Here is a 12,344-nt window from a genome sequence, read left to right as displayed (position 1 = left end):
CGGGTTCAGTACACGCCGCCCGGGCGGCGTGTTGATTTCAGTATTTCAGTAAGGCGCGGACTTTCGCCGCATCAGCCAGGCGGCGGGTAACGCTTTCCGGCACCGGATGATTGCTGTCACGGGCGGTCCATTCCCTTTGCCATAACGCCTGTTCGGCAGTGGTCAGCAGGGTTTCAAGCAGGTCAGCCGGCACCATCACCGCCGGAATGGCCTGTTTCACCTGCTCAATAAGCTCCATCACCACACTGGCAGACACGCCCGACTCAAGCCGTTGTTCTTCAGGTATGGCGTCCAGGCGCTCCAGTACCTCCCTTGTATCCTGTTCCGAAACGGCATATTCCATTCCGTCGGCCAGCGCCCCGATATCCGCCGGGGACCAGACAATCAGGTTCAGCGGGGTTTCTGCGGGATACTGCTCACTCAACAACCGGCAGAGGCTTTCACAGGTTCCGTACATGTTTTTTATATGAACGCATCCCGTTTGCAAGGCATCCATTGTTCTGACTCTGACGGGTAGGTTACAGTTTTATATCCGGCTTTTTTGCAGCCATAAAGCTGCGAGCCCCTATGTAATCCGCTGACTCACGCCTTATTTCCTTAGCGAGCTTTAAGCTCAGAAAAATATTCAGGTTTAGCGAGTCCCGGTCTTACCTGTCTTTGTCATCACTCTGTCCACCATAGCAACCTTTCAGCATTCACCCTTTTTTAAGAGTTAATGTTTGTCGGTATCAGCGATTAATACGGCCTGACACTGACATGATTTTTATCGTATTGACGATCATGGGCTGCTATCGCCCATACCGTCCGCGCCAGTTTGTTTGCCATCGCTACGATAGCCACACTGGTCGGACGCCGTTTTTTCAGTTCTGTTATCCATGGGCCGGGCTCTTTCGCTACTAATGAAGCAGCCCTTGCTCCGTGGATAAACAGAGTTCGCAAATAAGTGTCACCGCGTTTGCTTATCCCCAACAGGCGAACTTTCCCTCCTGAACCCGTTTGTTTCGGTACAAGGCCGACATAAGCGGCGAACTCTCGCCCTGATTTAAACGCGGATGCTTCTCCCATGGTGGCAACCGCCGCTGTAGCGATTAACGGTCCCACACCGGGAATTTCCATCAGTCGCTTACAGGTTTCATTCTGTCGCGCCACACTGTTAAGCTGTTTTTCAAGGCCATCTATCAGCGTATCCAGCTCATTCAGCCTGTGGTACTGGTCTTCCAGTACGGTGATAAGATACGGTGGCAGTTTCTCCTTCAGGCGCTCCAGGGCTGCCGGTAATTCCCTGTCCATCGCTGCCCGGCCTTTGTGGATGGTTTCGCCAAACTCCAGCAATGTCCCGTGCAGCGCGTTAATCTGTGCAGTTCTGAACTTCACCAGTTGTCTGCGTGAACGGTGTATAACCAGTACCGATTGCTGTTCTTCCGTTTTTACGGCTATCGCCTTCCCTGGCTGCTGTACCGCCATCCAGATAGCGCGGGCATCCATGACATCGTTCTTGTTGCCCATGACGAACGCCTTGACGAACCTTCCCTGCATCAGCCGGACTTTATGCCCCAGCTTTTCCAGTTCCCGCGCCCAATGCTGAGAACCTCCACAGGCCTCCATACCAATCAGGCAGGGTTCCCGGTTACTGAAGAAAGCCAGAAAGTCTTTACTGCGTACCTGTTTATCCACCACTTCACCTGTGTGCTCATTGATGAAGTGAACCTGAATCAGATGTTTTGCGATATCAACGCCAACCGGTGTATATTTCATGCTGTGGAGTCTCCAGTCTGAGGGAGCTTTATGCATCCCGTATTGGGCACTATGATGCCGAAAATCTGCGAGACTCCACACCTGCCGACTTCACGCTTTCAACCATCATGTTGCTCCGAACTTAATGAGTAGGATGCGTTCATTACATTTCCTTAGTCCTTAAAGCAGGCATCCAGCTCAAGAATTTCGTTGTACGCCGCCATAAACAGGGCATTGATGCGAAAAAGGGTCTGACGGGTCAGGCGTTCGGCCAGCACATCGGAGTCAAAGCGGTAGCGGTACTCCATACCGTTCAGCATCACCCGCAGGTCACACATGTTGTTGGCGATTTCCGCCACTTCTGCGCGGAGTTTTTCGTGTCCGGCATAGTTCATCACGCGGCCTCCGGATAAAAGACGTCGTTGGCGGCCGGGCGCTGCATAGCACGCTGCACGGCAGACAGGCGCTCAATTCCCGCTTTGTGGTACTGCTCCATCAGCTCAATCCCGATATAACGGCGCCCTGCCTGGACGGCGGCAACACAGGTGGAGCCGGAACCGGCAAAGGGGTCGAGAACAATGGCGTTCGGATGTGTGAAGCTCTCGATCAGCGGTTGCAGACTGGTAACAGGCTTTTCGGTCGGGTGGTGGCGGTTGCCGCTGTATTTCCAGCCCAGCACGTCCGGTAACGGGTTATGCGGCAGCGCCGGGCGGCCCTTCGCCAGGATATAAGCGCATTCATGACGGTAGCCGACATACGCCGATTTAGACGAGTACGTTTTGGTGAACACCAGATGCCCTACCACGCTGAACCCGGCACTTTTCCACGCGGCCATGAAGCGATCGACGCGGTTCCAGCCGTAAAAGCTGACCATCAGCGCATCTTTTTTGAGGACGCGGTACATCTCATTGCAGGCGGGCTGGAGCCATTCGTCCGTCCGGTCTCCGGCAAGCGTGCGCCCTGAACGGTCACGAAAACCTACCAGATATGGTGGGTCGGTAAGGATGAAATCGACAGCGTTATCCGGAAAGCCGGACATGATATGGACGCAGTTACCCAGGATGAAACGGGACATAGAGATACCTCGCGGTTACAGGGGGCACCCAGGAGGGCGCCACCACGGCGCCCGTTCCCTGCTGCCCGGAGCCTTTACGTCGCGTCCGGTAACGGGTCAGGCTGACCGTGGAATACCGCAGCCGTCATGCCGTTATGACGGCGAGGATATGCCGCGAAAGCAGCTTGAAGGGCGCGCCTTACATTGCGAGCGGACGGCGTAAAATAGCCACGACGCCGGACGTGAGCGGAAAAATCGCCCGTCCCGTGGCCACCGGACGCGGCACACTGGCTCCGGGCAGTGGTCGCCCGCGCGCGAAGCGCATAACAGCGGAGCGGAGCGACTTCCGTTTTACGGTGTGCCTAAATTCGTCATCAAATCAGACAGCTGAACATCCCACCGCGTACTGCGCTTGCAGGCAAACGCCCGATCAATAATACTGTATATAAAAACAGTATTATTATAAGGAGTACGTGCCATGTTTGTTGTACGCAGCGCCACCGATCCCGATCCGCTCCTGCTTCCGCTTTTTACGGAGCGCGTCTCGGCGGGCTTTCCTTCCCCGGCACAGGATTACGTCGAGGCGGAGCTGGATCTGAACGATTACTGCATCCGCAGACGCAGCTCGACTTTTTTTGTCCGGGCAACCGGCAATTCCATGACTGACATCGGGCTGCACTCCGGCGATCTGCTGGTTGTGGACAAGGCCGAGCAGCCTCAGCACGGCGATATTGTCATTGCGGAAATAGACGGAGAGTTCACAGTGAAGCGGCTGCTCTTAAAACCCCGCCCTGCGCTCCAGGCAATGAACCCTGCTTATCCCACTCTTTATCCGGAAACCCTGCACATATTCGGCGTCGTGACAGCATTTGTGCACAAAACCCGGAGTACCGACTGATGTTTGCGCTCGCAGATGTGAATTCGTTCTACGCCAGCTGCGAGAAAGTGTTCCGGCCTGACCTCCGGGACAAAGCCGTCGTCGTCCTCAGCAATAACGATGGCTGTGTTATTGCCCGCAGCGCGGAAGCCAAGCAGCGGTTAAGCATAAAAATGGGCACCCCCTGGTTCCAGTTGAGAGACGCGCAGTTTTCTGAGAAATTATACGTATTTTCAAGCAACTATGAACTTTACGCGAGTCTCAGCAACCGTGTGGTTTCGTTGCTGGAAGAACTATCTCCTCATGTCGAACAGTATTCAATTGATGAATGTTTCGTGGATGCCAGCGGTATCGATCATTGTATGGACCTGGAGGACTTTGGCAGGCAGCTGCGCGGGCACGTTCTGAGTGGAACCGGGCTGACAATTGGAGTGGGGTTTGGGATGAGCAAAACTTTAGCAAAATCAGCCCAGTGGGCCTCGAAACAATGGCCGCAATTCAGAGGTGTTCTGGCGTTGTCACCAGATAATCCCCGCCGCACAGCAAAATTACTTAGTCTGCAACCGGTGGAGGAGATTTGGGGCGTGGGAAACCGGATAGCGAAAAAGCTGAAGGTCATGGGGATCACCACAGCCCTGCAGCTATCACTGGCAAACCCTACGTTTATCCGCAGGAACTTTAACGTCGTTCTGGAACGGACTGTGCGAGAGCTTAACGGCGAAAGCTGCATTTCGCTGGAAGAAGCGCCCCCGCCGAAACAGCAGATTGTCTGCAGCCGGTCCTTTGGGGAGCGTGTCACGACGTATGAAGCTATGCGGCAGGCAGTCTGTCAGTACGCTGAGCGTGCAGCTGAGAAGCTGCGCGGCGAGCGTCAGTTCTGCAGGCATATTGCGGTATTTGTGAAAACGTCACCGTTCGCGTTGAACGAACCGTATTACGGGAACGTGGCCAGTGAAAAGCTGATGCTCCCCACGCAGGATACCAGGGACATCATAGCAGCAGCGGTGAAAGCACTTGATAGGATCTGGGTGAATGGCCATCGATATGCTAAAGCGGGGTGTATGCTCAATGATTTCACTCCTGACGGGGTTTCGCAGCTGAGCCTGTTCGATGATACTCAGCCCCGAAGCAACAGCAACCAGCTGATGAAAGTCGTGGACGGTATTAACCATTCCGGTCTGGGGAAAGTGTGGTTTGCGGGACGAGGCATCGCACCTGAATGGCAAATGAAACGAGAAATGCTTTCCCCTGCGTACACCACCAGATGGACAGATTTGCCAGTAGCCCGATTATGAATATCTAAGCCCCCACAGACTTGTTATCTTGTTATCTTGTTATCTTGTTATCTTGATATCTTGATATCTTGATATTATTACAAATCAGATGGTTAACAATTTATTAAGTTGTTAACACAATAAAATAATTGCGAAATCCGTGTTCAGGTGGCAATATTAAGTTGTTAGCTTAACAACTTAATATGAGGCTATAATGATAATAGTATTGGGTAGTCAAAAGGGTGGGGTAGGTAAAAGTACACTGGCGGTATCTATAGCTGCGTATCTGATGTCACTAGGCAATAGAGTGATTATTGTCGACGCAGATGACCAGAAATCAGTATTAACCTGGTACAACAACCGCCCTGAAGATCTCCCCCATATTCCGGTTACAGGCGCAACAGGCAACATCAAAGCAATGTTAAAGGAACACGGAAAATCCTAGGCGGACGGAGTGCTGTATGGCTTCTTCGGGACTGTCATAAAAGAACTCATGCGGGGTCTCATGGCCGTGCTCAGGAGGCGCGGAGACCATGAATCGTTTGGGATAGTGTCGGTACGGAATACGCCCGTCAGCAGGAGACCTGCCGGGTTTTCCGGGTTTGTGCTGTTTACGTTTTTTCGGAGATTTGTTGCGCGGCATGCTGGAGATATCCTTCGGGTATTAACATACCGCAGAGTATAAAGCCGTGAGCCGGGCATGAACACCATCGGAACGGCAAAGCCGTGACGCTCGCCCTGTAAGGGCGCTATTGTTCTATCTGATGATTGCCTAAAAAACAGGGGCTGCAAACTTTCTCGCGCTCTATCCCTTAATGCAACAGAACTTTTTTTATACAGTAGTTATGGTAGAATAAAAAGAGGGGGCAAGCGAATACATTCAAGTATCAGAGGTGGACTAGTAATACTTTGATTTACTTTGATTTTTTATGGCAAAAATCAGGGCAGATCGGAGTTATATGGAAGGCTCTGCTATCGGATTAGTGCTGCCTTCTATCTAATCACTGTTATGAGCAAATTACACAATGAGACTATGATGCAATGAATAAAGAGAAGGAATTTAGAGCTGGTGTCAGGCGCTATTTAGATGCTTTAGACCAAAGTATTACCCCAATTCTGTCACAGCTGATCGCATATCGTTATCCTACGGAAGTGGTTGCTATTCATTTCGAAGTCTTCGGTTATGAATTTACGCAGGGATTCCCTGTCCGTGCTTTTTTCATAGATTCGAGTAACTCTGAGTTTTTCGTGTATGTCGATGGAAAGGCTGAGTATCCATCTCCTGTAGATCCTGGGCTCATTAGCATATCTGGAGTTTACCCGCTGGAATTCGAGGACCCATTCATAGAGTTAGATGAGTTTGATGCCTGGCGTGTTGCTACGGAAGTTCTAATCGGCTGGTTCTCTGAAAAATGGCTTAGTGCTGGGGGGGCCAACTTTGAGCTAAGAGCCACAATAGCACCTCACGGCGGCCCGAACGAATTCAATTTAAAAACGGCTAAATGGCAGGGTAGAGTGGTAGAGTCTTAGGGCGTGGTGTAAATTCGGCAGGATGGTGAGAGCCATCGGCTTATCCGGTAAGGTAATGGTTGCAAAAGCATTATCTTAATTAAGGAGTCAACCGATGGCTGACAACAGTATGACATTCAGCAATACCCTGATGCAACTTGGCGGTGAGGATTTTCTGCGTGAGCTCACCGAGTTTATGCTCAACCGCATCATGGAAGCGGATGTTACCCAGCGCATCAATGCAGAGCCTCATGAGCGCAGTGATGAGCGTGAGACCTACCGCAACGGCTACCGTGACCGTCAGTATAACACCCGTTTGGGCACACTGGACCTGCGTATCCCGAAGCTGCGGGAAGGCTCATACTTCCCGCCCTTCCTCGAGGCCCGAAGGCTCTCTGAGAAGGCCCTCAACGCGGTTATCCAGGAAGCGTGGATCAACGGTGTATCCACCCGCAAAGTGGACGCGCTGGTCCAGTCGATGGGGATGACCGGCATCTCCCGCAGTCAGGTGTCGTCCATCTGTCGTGGCATCGATGAGCGCGTGCAGGCCTTCATGCAACGACCGCTGGAGGGCGAATGGCCTTATCTGTGGCTGGACGCGACCTATGTGAAGGTCCGCAAGAACGGCCGGGTGGTCAGCGTGGCAGTGATAATCGCCTGCGCGGTTAACTCGGACGGTCGCCGGGAAATCATCGGAATGGGCATCGGCGAGTCAGAAGCCAAAGCGTTCTGGCTGGCCTTCCTGCTGAGCCTGAAAGAGCGTGGTCTCGAAGGCGTGAAGCTGGTTATCTCCGACTCGCACAGCGGCCTGAAGGCGGCAATACAGCAGGTGTTCTGTGCCAGCTGGCAGCGCTGCCGTGTCCACTTCATGCGCAACGTGCTGGGTCGCGTCAACCGGGCCAGTCAGTCGGTGGTCCGTGCGGCCCTGCAACAGTTGTCAATACCGATCGAATAGTGACCCACCCTGCCAAAGTAAAACAGACCCACCCCTGTTAGCGGTTAGCCAGAAATGTCGGCGGTTGCAGACTTCTTCAACTGACCACTTTTTAACTTATCCTTCAGCCTGTAACTTTGCCCGCTAATCTGAACAATGTGGGCATGATGTAGCAAACGATCCAACATCGCTGCTGTGAGCGTCTCGTCATCCCCAAAGGTTCCTGACCACTGTGTAAATGGCAGATTACTGGTCAATATCAGACTGCCTGACTCGTAGCGTCTGGCAACAACCTGGAAGAACAGGTTGGCTTCCTCCTTACCGAACGGCAGGTAGCCAATCTCGTCAATTACCAGCAGTCGTGGCTTGTGAATGATGCGGTTCAGATAGCCTTTAAGTTCACCCTGACGATGGGCGGCAACCAACTGCAACATCATGTCCGCGGCGGTGATAAACCGGGTACTCAGCCCGGCCATGGCACACCGGTACGCGAGAGCAGCGGCAAGATGGCTTTTACCTACACCAGAGGGCCCCAGGAACACGATGTTCTCCTGCCGTTCGATGAATGCCAGACTTGTCAGTTCTTGTATCTGCGCCCGGGGAGCACCGCTGGCGAACTTGAAGTCAAACTGTTCCAGCGTCTTGATCGCTGGCAAACCAGAAAGGCGTAACAGCGTCTGGCGCCGACGCTCATCACGGCTGTCCGCCTCCAGCTTCAGAAGTTGCTCAAGAAAATCCCCGAATGACGCGGTGTCATCTATCGCCTTCTGGGCCAGAGCAGGCCACTCGGATGCAATACGATCGAGGCGAAACTGCTGGCATAGCTCATCAATGCGTTGATGCTGAAGATCACTCATGAACGCTCCTCCAGTAAGGACTGATAAACCGACAGAGGGTGCTGAATACTCTCTACTGGCAGAGCCCGTCGGGGAGCATCGGCCAGTCGGGGAACGGAGAACGGCCCTGGTGCCGGCAATGGCAGCAATGCTGCGAGCTCCTTCTGTAATCGCTGGTCAGGAGGAACCCCGGTCGTACCGTGCTTCCGGGCGTTAGCCGTATGAACAAGCCATGCCCCAACACGGGCGTTGGCGGAGTCAACATCCAGGAGAAGGCCCGACTGCTTGAACGTTGTCGCCAGCGGTACGACAAAACTCTCCTTGAGATAGCGGTTAAAGCGTTCAACTTTACCCTTAGTCTTCGCGCGATAAGGCCGACAAACTCTGGGCGTAAAGCCGTACTTCTCGGCTAAAGCCAGTAGCGTAGGGTTCCAGCGATGAAGCCCCTCGCCATAGACGTCCCGCTCCAGAATAATGGCCTTAGCATTATCAAACAGCAGATGCCGTGGCGTGCCGCCGAAGAAGGCCAGTGCATGTTCAATCCCGTCGCACCATGCAGCGGTATCCTGGTTCGCGTAAAAGCGGACGTAAGTAGCCCGGCTCCAGCCCAGAGTGGCGACTATCGCCAGGAGAGGGCTCGAACCCTGACGAATGATGGTGAAGTCAACCTGCATCTGCTCGCCCGGTTCTGTCTCAAACCGAACCACCGGCTCAGCGGGTTGTTGCTTCAACGGAAATAAATAAGCGGTCAGCATGCTGTAGCCGCCGGAATAGCCTCGTGCGCGGATCTCCTGAAGCATAACGCTGGCGGGTATCCAGTGTGGTCGGGCAGCCTCGACACGTTCGTTGATATAAGCCTTGAACGGATCAAGCTTGCCCGGGCGTGGAGCTCTGGTGGAATAACGGGATGAGGACGCAGCATCTCCCATGCGGATATAACGCCGGATAGTCTGGCGGGAACACCTCAAATGACGGGCAATAGCACGGATGGACATGCCTTGCCGACGAAGAACAGCAATCTCCACTCTTAACTCCAATGTTAGCATCGGCAGCTCGCTTAAAACTGCCAGTTTTACCCATGGTGGGTCCGTTTTACATTGGCATGTGGGTCATTTTTACATCGGTACTAACAACAAGTGTTCGTGCAGACCGAAGAACAAAGCGCCCATGCCACCTGGCGCGAGGTTGCAGCCCAACTGGAGAAAAGCTTCCCGTCGGTCACGGAGATGATGGATGAGGCGGAAGCGGACGTGCTGGCATACTTCGGCTTCCCGAAAGCGCACCGGGTGAAAATCCACTCGACGAATACACTGGAGCGGCTGAATAAAGAGGTGAAGCGGCGTTCCGACGTGGTAGGTATCTTCCCCAACGAAGAGAGCATAACCCGGCTTCTGGGTGCAGTGCTGACGGAGCAGAACGAAGAATGGCTGTTGCAGAACCGCTACCTGCCGCAGCACAGCATGGCGGAGATAGATCAGACCGCAGAAAACGATGTGATCGAGGCGCTGCCACTCAGCGCTTAACAGACATATTACCGGACCGGAAGGCTGGCTCTGAATTTACACCACCTTGACGGACTCGACCTCCCACTCTTTATCCGGAAACCCTGCACATATTCGGCGTCGTGACAGCATTTGTGCACAAAACCCGGAGTACCGACTGATGTTTGCGCTCGCGGATGTGAATTCGTTCTACGCCAGCTGCGAGAAAGTGTTCCGGCCTGACCTCCGGGACAAAGCCGTCGTCGTCCTCAGCAATAACGATGGCTGTGTTATTGCCCGCAGCGCGGAAGCCAAGCAGCGGTTAAGCATAAAAATGGGCACCCCCTGGTTCCAGTTGAGAGACGCGCAGTTTTCTGAGAAATTATACGTATTTTCAAGCAACTATGAACTTTACGCGAGTCTCAGCAACCGTGTGGTTTCGTTGCTGGAAGAACTATCTCCTCATGTCGAACAGTATTCAATTGATGAATGTTTCGTGGATGCCAGCGGTATCGATCATTGTATGGACCTGGAGGACTTTGGCAGGCAGCTGCGCGGGCACGTTCTGAGTGGAACCGGGCTGACAATTGGAGTGGGGTTTGGGATGAGCAAAACTTTAGCAAAATCAGCCCAGTGGGCCTCGAAACAATGGCCGCAATTCAGAGGTGTTCTGGCGTTGTCACCAGATAATCCCCGCCGCACAGCAAAATTACTTAGTCTGCAACCGGTGGAGGAGATTTGGGGCGTGGGAAACCGGATAGCGAAAAAGCTGAAGGTCATGGGGATCACCACAGCCCTGCAGCTATCACTGGCAAACCCTACGTTTATCCGCAGGAACTTTAACGTCGTTCTGGAACGGACTGTGCGAGAGCTTAACGGCGAAAGCTGCATTTCGCTGGAAGAAGCGCCCCCGCCGAAACAGCAGATTGTCTGCAGCCGGTCCTTTGGGGAGCGTGTCACGACGTATGAAGCTATGCGGCAGGCAGTCTGTCAGTACGCTGAGCGTGCAGCTGAGAAGCTGCGCGGCGAGCGTCAGTTCTGCAGGCATATTGCGGTATTTGTGAAAACGTCACCGTTCGCGTTGAACGAACCGTATTACGGGAACGTGGCCAGTGAAAAGCTGATGCTCCCCACGCAGGATACCAGGGACATCATAGCAGCAGCGGTGAAAGCACTTGATAGGATCTGGGTGAATGGCCATCGATATGCTAAAGCGGGGTGTATGCTCAATGATTTCACTCCTGACGGGGTTTCGCAGCTGAGCCTGTTCGATGATACTCAGCCCCGAAGCAACAGCAACCAGCTGATGAAAGTCGTGGACGGTATTAACCATTCCGGTCTGGGGAAAGTGTGGTTTGCGGGACGAGGCATCGCACCTGAATGGCAAATGAAACGAGAAATGCTTTCCCCTGCGTACACCACCAGATGGACAGATTTGCCAGTAGCCCGATTATGAATATCTAAGCCCCCACAGACTTGTTATCTTGTTATCTTGTTATCTTGATATTATTACAAATCAGATGGTTAACAATTTATTAAGTTGTTAACACAATAAAATAATTGCGAAATCCGTGTTCAGGTGGCAATATTAAGTTGTTAGCTTAACAACTTAATATGAGGCTATAATGATAATAGTATTGGGTAGTCAAAAGGGTGGGGTAGGTAAAAGTACACTGGCGGTATCTATAGCTGCGTATCTGATGTCACTAGGCAATAGAGTGATTATTGTCGACGCAGATGACCAGAAATCAGTATTAACCTGGTACAACAACCGCCCTGAAGATCTCCCCCATATTCCGGTTACAGGCGCAACAGGCAACATCAAAGCAATGTTAAAGGAACACGAAAAATCCTATGATTTTGTCATTGCAGACTGTGCTGGCCGTGATAGTGCGGAAATGCGTAGTGGATTGATGGCCGCAGATGTATTCATTTCTCCTTTGCGTCCTTCTCAGATGGACCTGGATGTTGTGCCTCATACATGCTCCGTTTTTACAGCAGCAAAAGATTTTAATGAGGATGTTCGGGGATATCTCGTTTTAAACATGACTCCCACAAACATGTTTGTTAATGAAGCCAATCAGGCAGCTGACGTACTCAAGGATTACCCGGAAATGCATCTGGCTAACTCCCGTGTATGTGATCGTAAAGCACATCGAGATGCCTGGGCCGAATCAATGACAATTTTTGAAACGCAAAATGAAAAAGCACAGCAAGAAATCGAAGCGTTAGTTAAAGAGGTTATTCTGTGAGAAATAGAGCAAACACTCCACCTCGTGACGAGGCAGCATTTATTAACGGTGGCACGGCTGGTCTTGATAATGCCAAAAAGTCATCAGATAAATCATCGGTTGTAAGTAAAGCAAAACCAGTGAGTATTTCCTTTTTTGAAGAAAATCTAAAAGACATTGATGACCTTATAACTGCAGAGATGGTTTCAGGTAAAGGCAGAGTCAATCGTTCTGATGTTGTCAGAGCGGCAGTAGAAGCACTAAAAACACTATCAAAAACAGAGATATCACGATTGATTGCAGAAGCCAAACAAAGATAGCACTTTGTTATCTTGTTATCTTGTTATCTTGTTATCTTGTTATCTTGTTATCTTGTTATCTTGTTAGAATGGTCTTTGCTGTTGATAACAAATA

The 12,344-nt window shown here is 52.0% G+C and carries 12 protein-coding genes and 4 pseudogenes; 10 read left to right on the top strand and 6 right to left on the bottom strand.

Going from position 1 to position 12,344, the window contains the following annotated elements; genetic code table 11:
- Positions 1 to 37: 37 nt before the first annotated feature.
- The 4 genes from KGP25_RS26115 to KGP25_RS26100 all read right to left on the bottom strand — a co-directional run bounded on the left by KGP25_RS26115 (position 38) and on the right by KGP25_RS26100 (position 2,809).
- Positions 38 to 457: a DUF1380 family protein gene (locus tag KGP25_RS26115; RefSeq protein ID WP_223540745.1), complete on the bottom strand. Its 420-nt coding sequence runs from the start codon at positions 455 to 457 to the stop codon at positions 38 to 40.
- A gap of 278 nt (positions 458 to 735) precedes the next feature.
- Positions 736 to 1,755, bottom strand: coding sequence for an IS110 family transposase (locus tag KGP25_RS26110; RefSeq protein ID WP_223539455.1), 1,020 nt, complete (start codon positions 1,753 to 1,755; stop codon positions 736 to 738).
- Between the two features lie 152 nt (positions 1,756 to 1,907).
- Complete coding sequence (locus KGP25_RS26105; protein ID WP_223540774.1) at positions 1,908 to 2,129, bottom strand: hypothetical protein; 222 nt, start codon at positions 2,127 to 2,129, stop codon at positions 1,908 to 1,910.
- A complete protein-coding gene (locus KGP25_RS26100; RefSeq protein WP_223540744.1) occupies positions 2,129 to 2,809 on the bottom strand; it encodes a DNA methylase in 681 nt (226 codons plus the stop codon). Before KGP25_RS26100 ends, KGP25_RS26105 begins: the two co-directional genes overlap by 1 nt.
- A gap of 457 nt (positions 2,810 to 3,266) precedes the next feature.
- Between KGP25_RS26100 and umuD the strand changes: the two genes are divergently transcribed.
- From umuD to KGP25_RS26075, 5 genes and pseudogenes are all read left to right on the top strand, one after another.
- Positions 3,267 to 3,686 carry a translesion error-prone DNA polymerase V autoproteolytic subunit gene (umuD, locus tag KGP25_RS26095; protein ID WP_223540743.1) on the top strand — a complete coding sequence of 140 codons (420 nt, stop codon included), beginning with the start codon at positions 3,267 to 3,269 and terminating at the stop codon, positions 3,684 to 3,686.
- Positions 3,686 to 4,960, top strand: coding sequence for a Y-family DNA polymerase (locus KGP25_RS26090; protein WP_223540739.1), 1,275 nt, complete (start codon positions 3,686 to 3,688; stop codon positions 4,958 to 4,960). Before umuD ends, KGP25_RS26090 begins: the two co-directional genes overlap by 1 nt.
- Before the next feature lie 193 nt (positions 4,961 to 5,153).
- Positions 5,154 to 5,381, top strand: a pseudogene (locus KGP25_RS26085) (AAA family ATPase); the annotation flags it as partial.
- Positions 5,382 to 5,980: 599 nt separating this feature from the next.
- Positions 5,981 to 6,469 (top strand): hypothetical protein, encoded by a 489-nt coding sequence (locus KGP25_RS26080; protein ID WP_223540742.1) that lies wholly within the window; start codon positions 5,981 to 5,983, stop codon positions 6,467 to 6,469.
- 94 nt (positions 6,470 to 6,563) lie between these two features.
- A pseudogene (locus KGP25_RS26075) lies at positions 6,564 to 7,385 on the top strand (IS256 family transposase); the annotation flags it as partial.
- A 62-nt stretch (positions 7,386 to 7,447) separates the two neighbouring features.
- Here the strand turns inward: KGP25_RS26075 and istB are convergent.
- On the bottom strand, positions 7,448 to 8,239 hold the full coding sequence (gene istB / locus KGP25_RS26070) for an IS21-like element helper ATPase IstB (RefSeq protein WP_223540741.1): 792 nt from the start codon (positions 8,237 to 8,239) through the stop codon (positions 7,448 to 7,450).
- On the bottom strand, positions 8,236 to 9,213 hold the full coding sequence (gene istA / locus KGP25_RS26065) for an IS21 family transposase (RefSeq protein WP_245405062.1): 978 nt from the start codon (positions 9,211 to 9,213) through the stop codon (positions 8,236 to 8,238). Before istA ends, istB begins: the two co-directional genes overlap by 4 nt.
- A gap of 15 nt (positions 9,214 to 9,228) precedes the next feature.
- On the opposite strand from istA, the pseudogene KGP25_RS26060 reads away from it, so the two are divergent.
- The 5 genes and pseudogenes from KGP25_RS26060 to KGP25_RS26040 form a co-directional block, all read left to right on the top strand.
- Positions 9,229 to 9,741, top strand: a pseudogene (locus KGP25_RS26060) (transposase); the annotation flags it as partial.
- A 62-nt stretch (positions 9,742 to 9,803) separates the two neighbouring features.
- A pseudogene (locus KGP25_RS26055) lies at positions 9,804 to 9,881 on the top strand (peptidase); the annotation flags it as partial.
- Positions 9,881 to 11,155 (top strand): Y-family DNA polymerase, encoded by a 1,275-nt coding sequence (locus KGP25_RS26050; RefSeq protein WP_223540739.1) that lies wholly within the window; start codon positions 9,881 to 9,883, stop codon positions 11,153 to 11,155. The pseudogene KGP25_RS26055 and the gene KGP25_RS26050, both read left to right, overlap by 1 nt.
- A 169-nt stretch (positions 11,156 to 11,324) precedes the next feature.
- On the top strand, positions 11,325 to 11,951 hold the full coding sequence (locus tag KGP25_RS26045; RefSeq protein ID WP_223540738.1) for a ParA family plasmid-partitioning AAA ATPase: 627 nt from the start codon (positions 11,325 to 11,327) through the stop codon (positions 11,949 to 11,951).
- Entirely contained in the window at positions 11,948 to 12,250 is a 303-nt protein-coding gene (locus tag KGP25_RS26040; RefSeq protein WP_181244197.1) for a hypothetical protein, read from the top strand. Before KGP25_RS26045 ends, KGP25_RS26040 begins: the two co-directional genes overlap by 4 nt.
- Positions 12,251 to 12,344: the final 94 nt, after the last annotated feature.

This window comes from Enterobacter sp. JBIWA003 (assembly GCF_019968825.1).
GTDB classification, from domain to species: Bacteria; Pseudomonadota; Gammaproteobacteria; order Enterobacterales; family Enterobacteriaceae; genus Enterobacter; species Enterobacter quasiroggenkampii.
Note: the sequence above shows the minus strand (reverse complement) of the source record. Positions and strands in the feature narration are given on the sequence as shown.

Coding starts and splice junctions, on each gene's coding strand:
- KGP25_RS26080 (WP_223540742.1), top strand. CDS start 5,981: ATGAATAAAGAGAAGGAATTTAGAGCTGGTGTCAGGCGCTATTTAGAT.
- KGP25_RS26105 (WP_223540774.1), bottom strand. CDS start 2,129: ATGAACTATGCCGGACACGAAAAACTCCGCGCAGAAGTGGCGGAAATC.
- KGP25_RS26090 (WP_223540739.1), top strand. CDS start 3,686: ATGTTTGCGCTCGCAGATGTGAATTCGTTCTACGCCAGCTGCGAGAAA.
- KGP25_RS26100 (WP_223540744.1), bottom strand. CDS start 2,809: ATGTCCCGTTTCATCCTGGGTAACTGCGTCCATATCATGTCCGGCTTT.
- KGP25_RS26050 (WP_223540739.1), top strand. CDS start 9,881: ATGTTTGCGCTCGCGGATGTGAATTCGTTCTACGCCAGCTGCGAGAAA.
- umuD (WP_223540743.1), top strand. CDS start 3,267: ATGTTTGTTGTACGCAGCGCCACCGATCCCGATCCGCTCCTGCTTCCG.
- KGP25_RS26115 (WP_223540745.1), bottom strand. CDS start 457: ATGTACGGAACCTGTGAAAGCCTCTGCCGGTTGTTGAGTGAGCAGTAT.
- KGP25_RS26110 (WP_223539455.1), bottom strand. CDS start 1,755: ATGAAATATACACCGGTTGGCGTTGATATCGCAAAACATCTGATTCAG.
- istB (WP_223540741.1), bottom strand. CDS start 8,239: ATGAGTGATCTTCAGCATCAACGCATTGATGAGCTATGCCAGCAGTTT.
- KGP25_RS26045 (WP_223540738.1), top strand. CDS start 11,325: ATGATAATAGTATTGGGTAGTCAAAAGGGTGGGGTAGGTAAAAGTACA.
- istA (WP_245405062.1), bottom strand. CDS start 9,213: ATGTCCATCCGTGCTATTGCCCGTCATTTGAGGTGTTCCCGCCAGACT.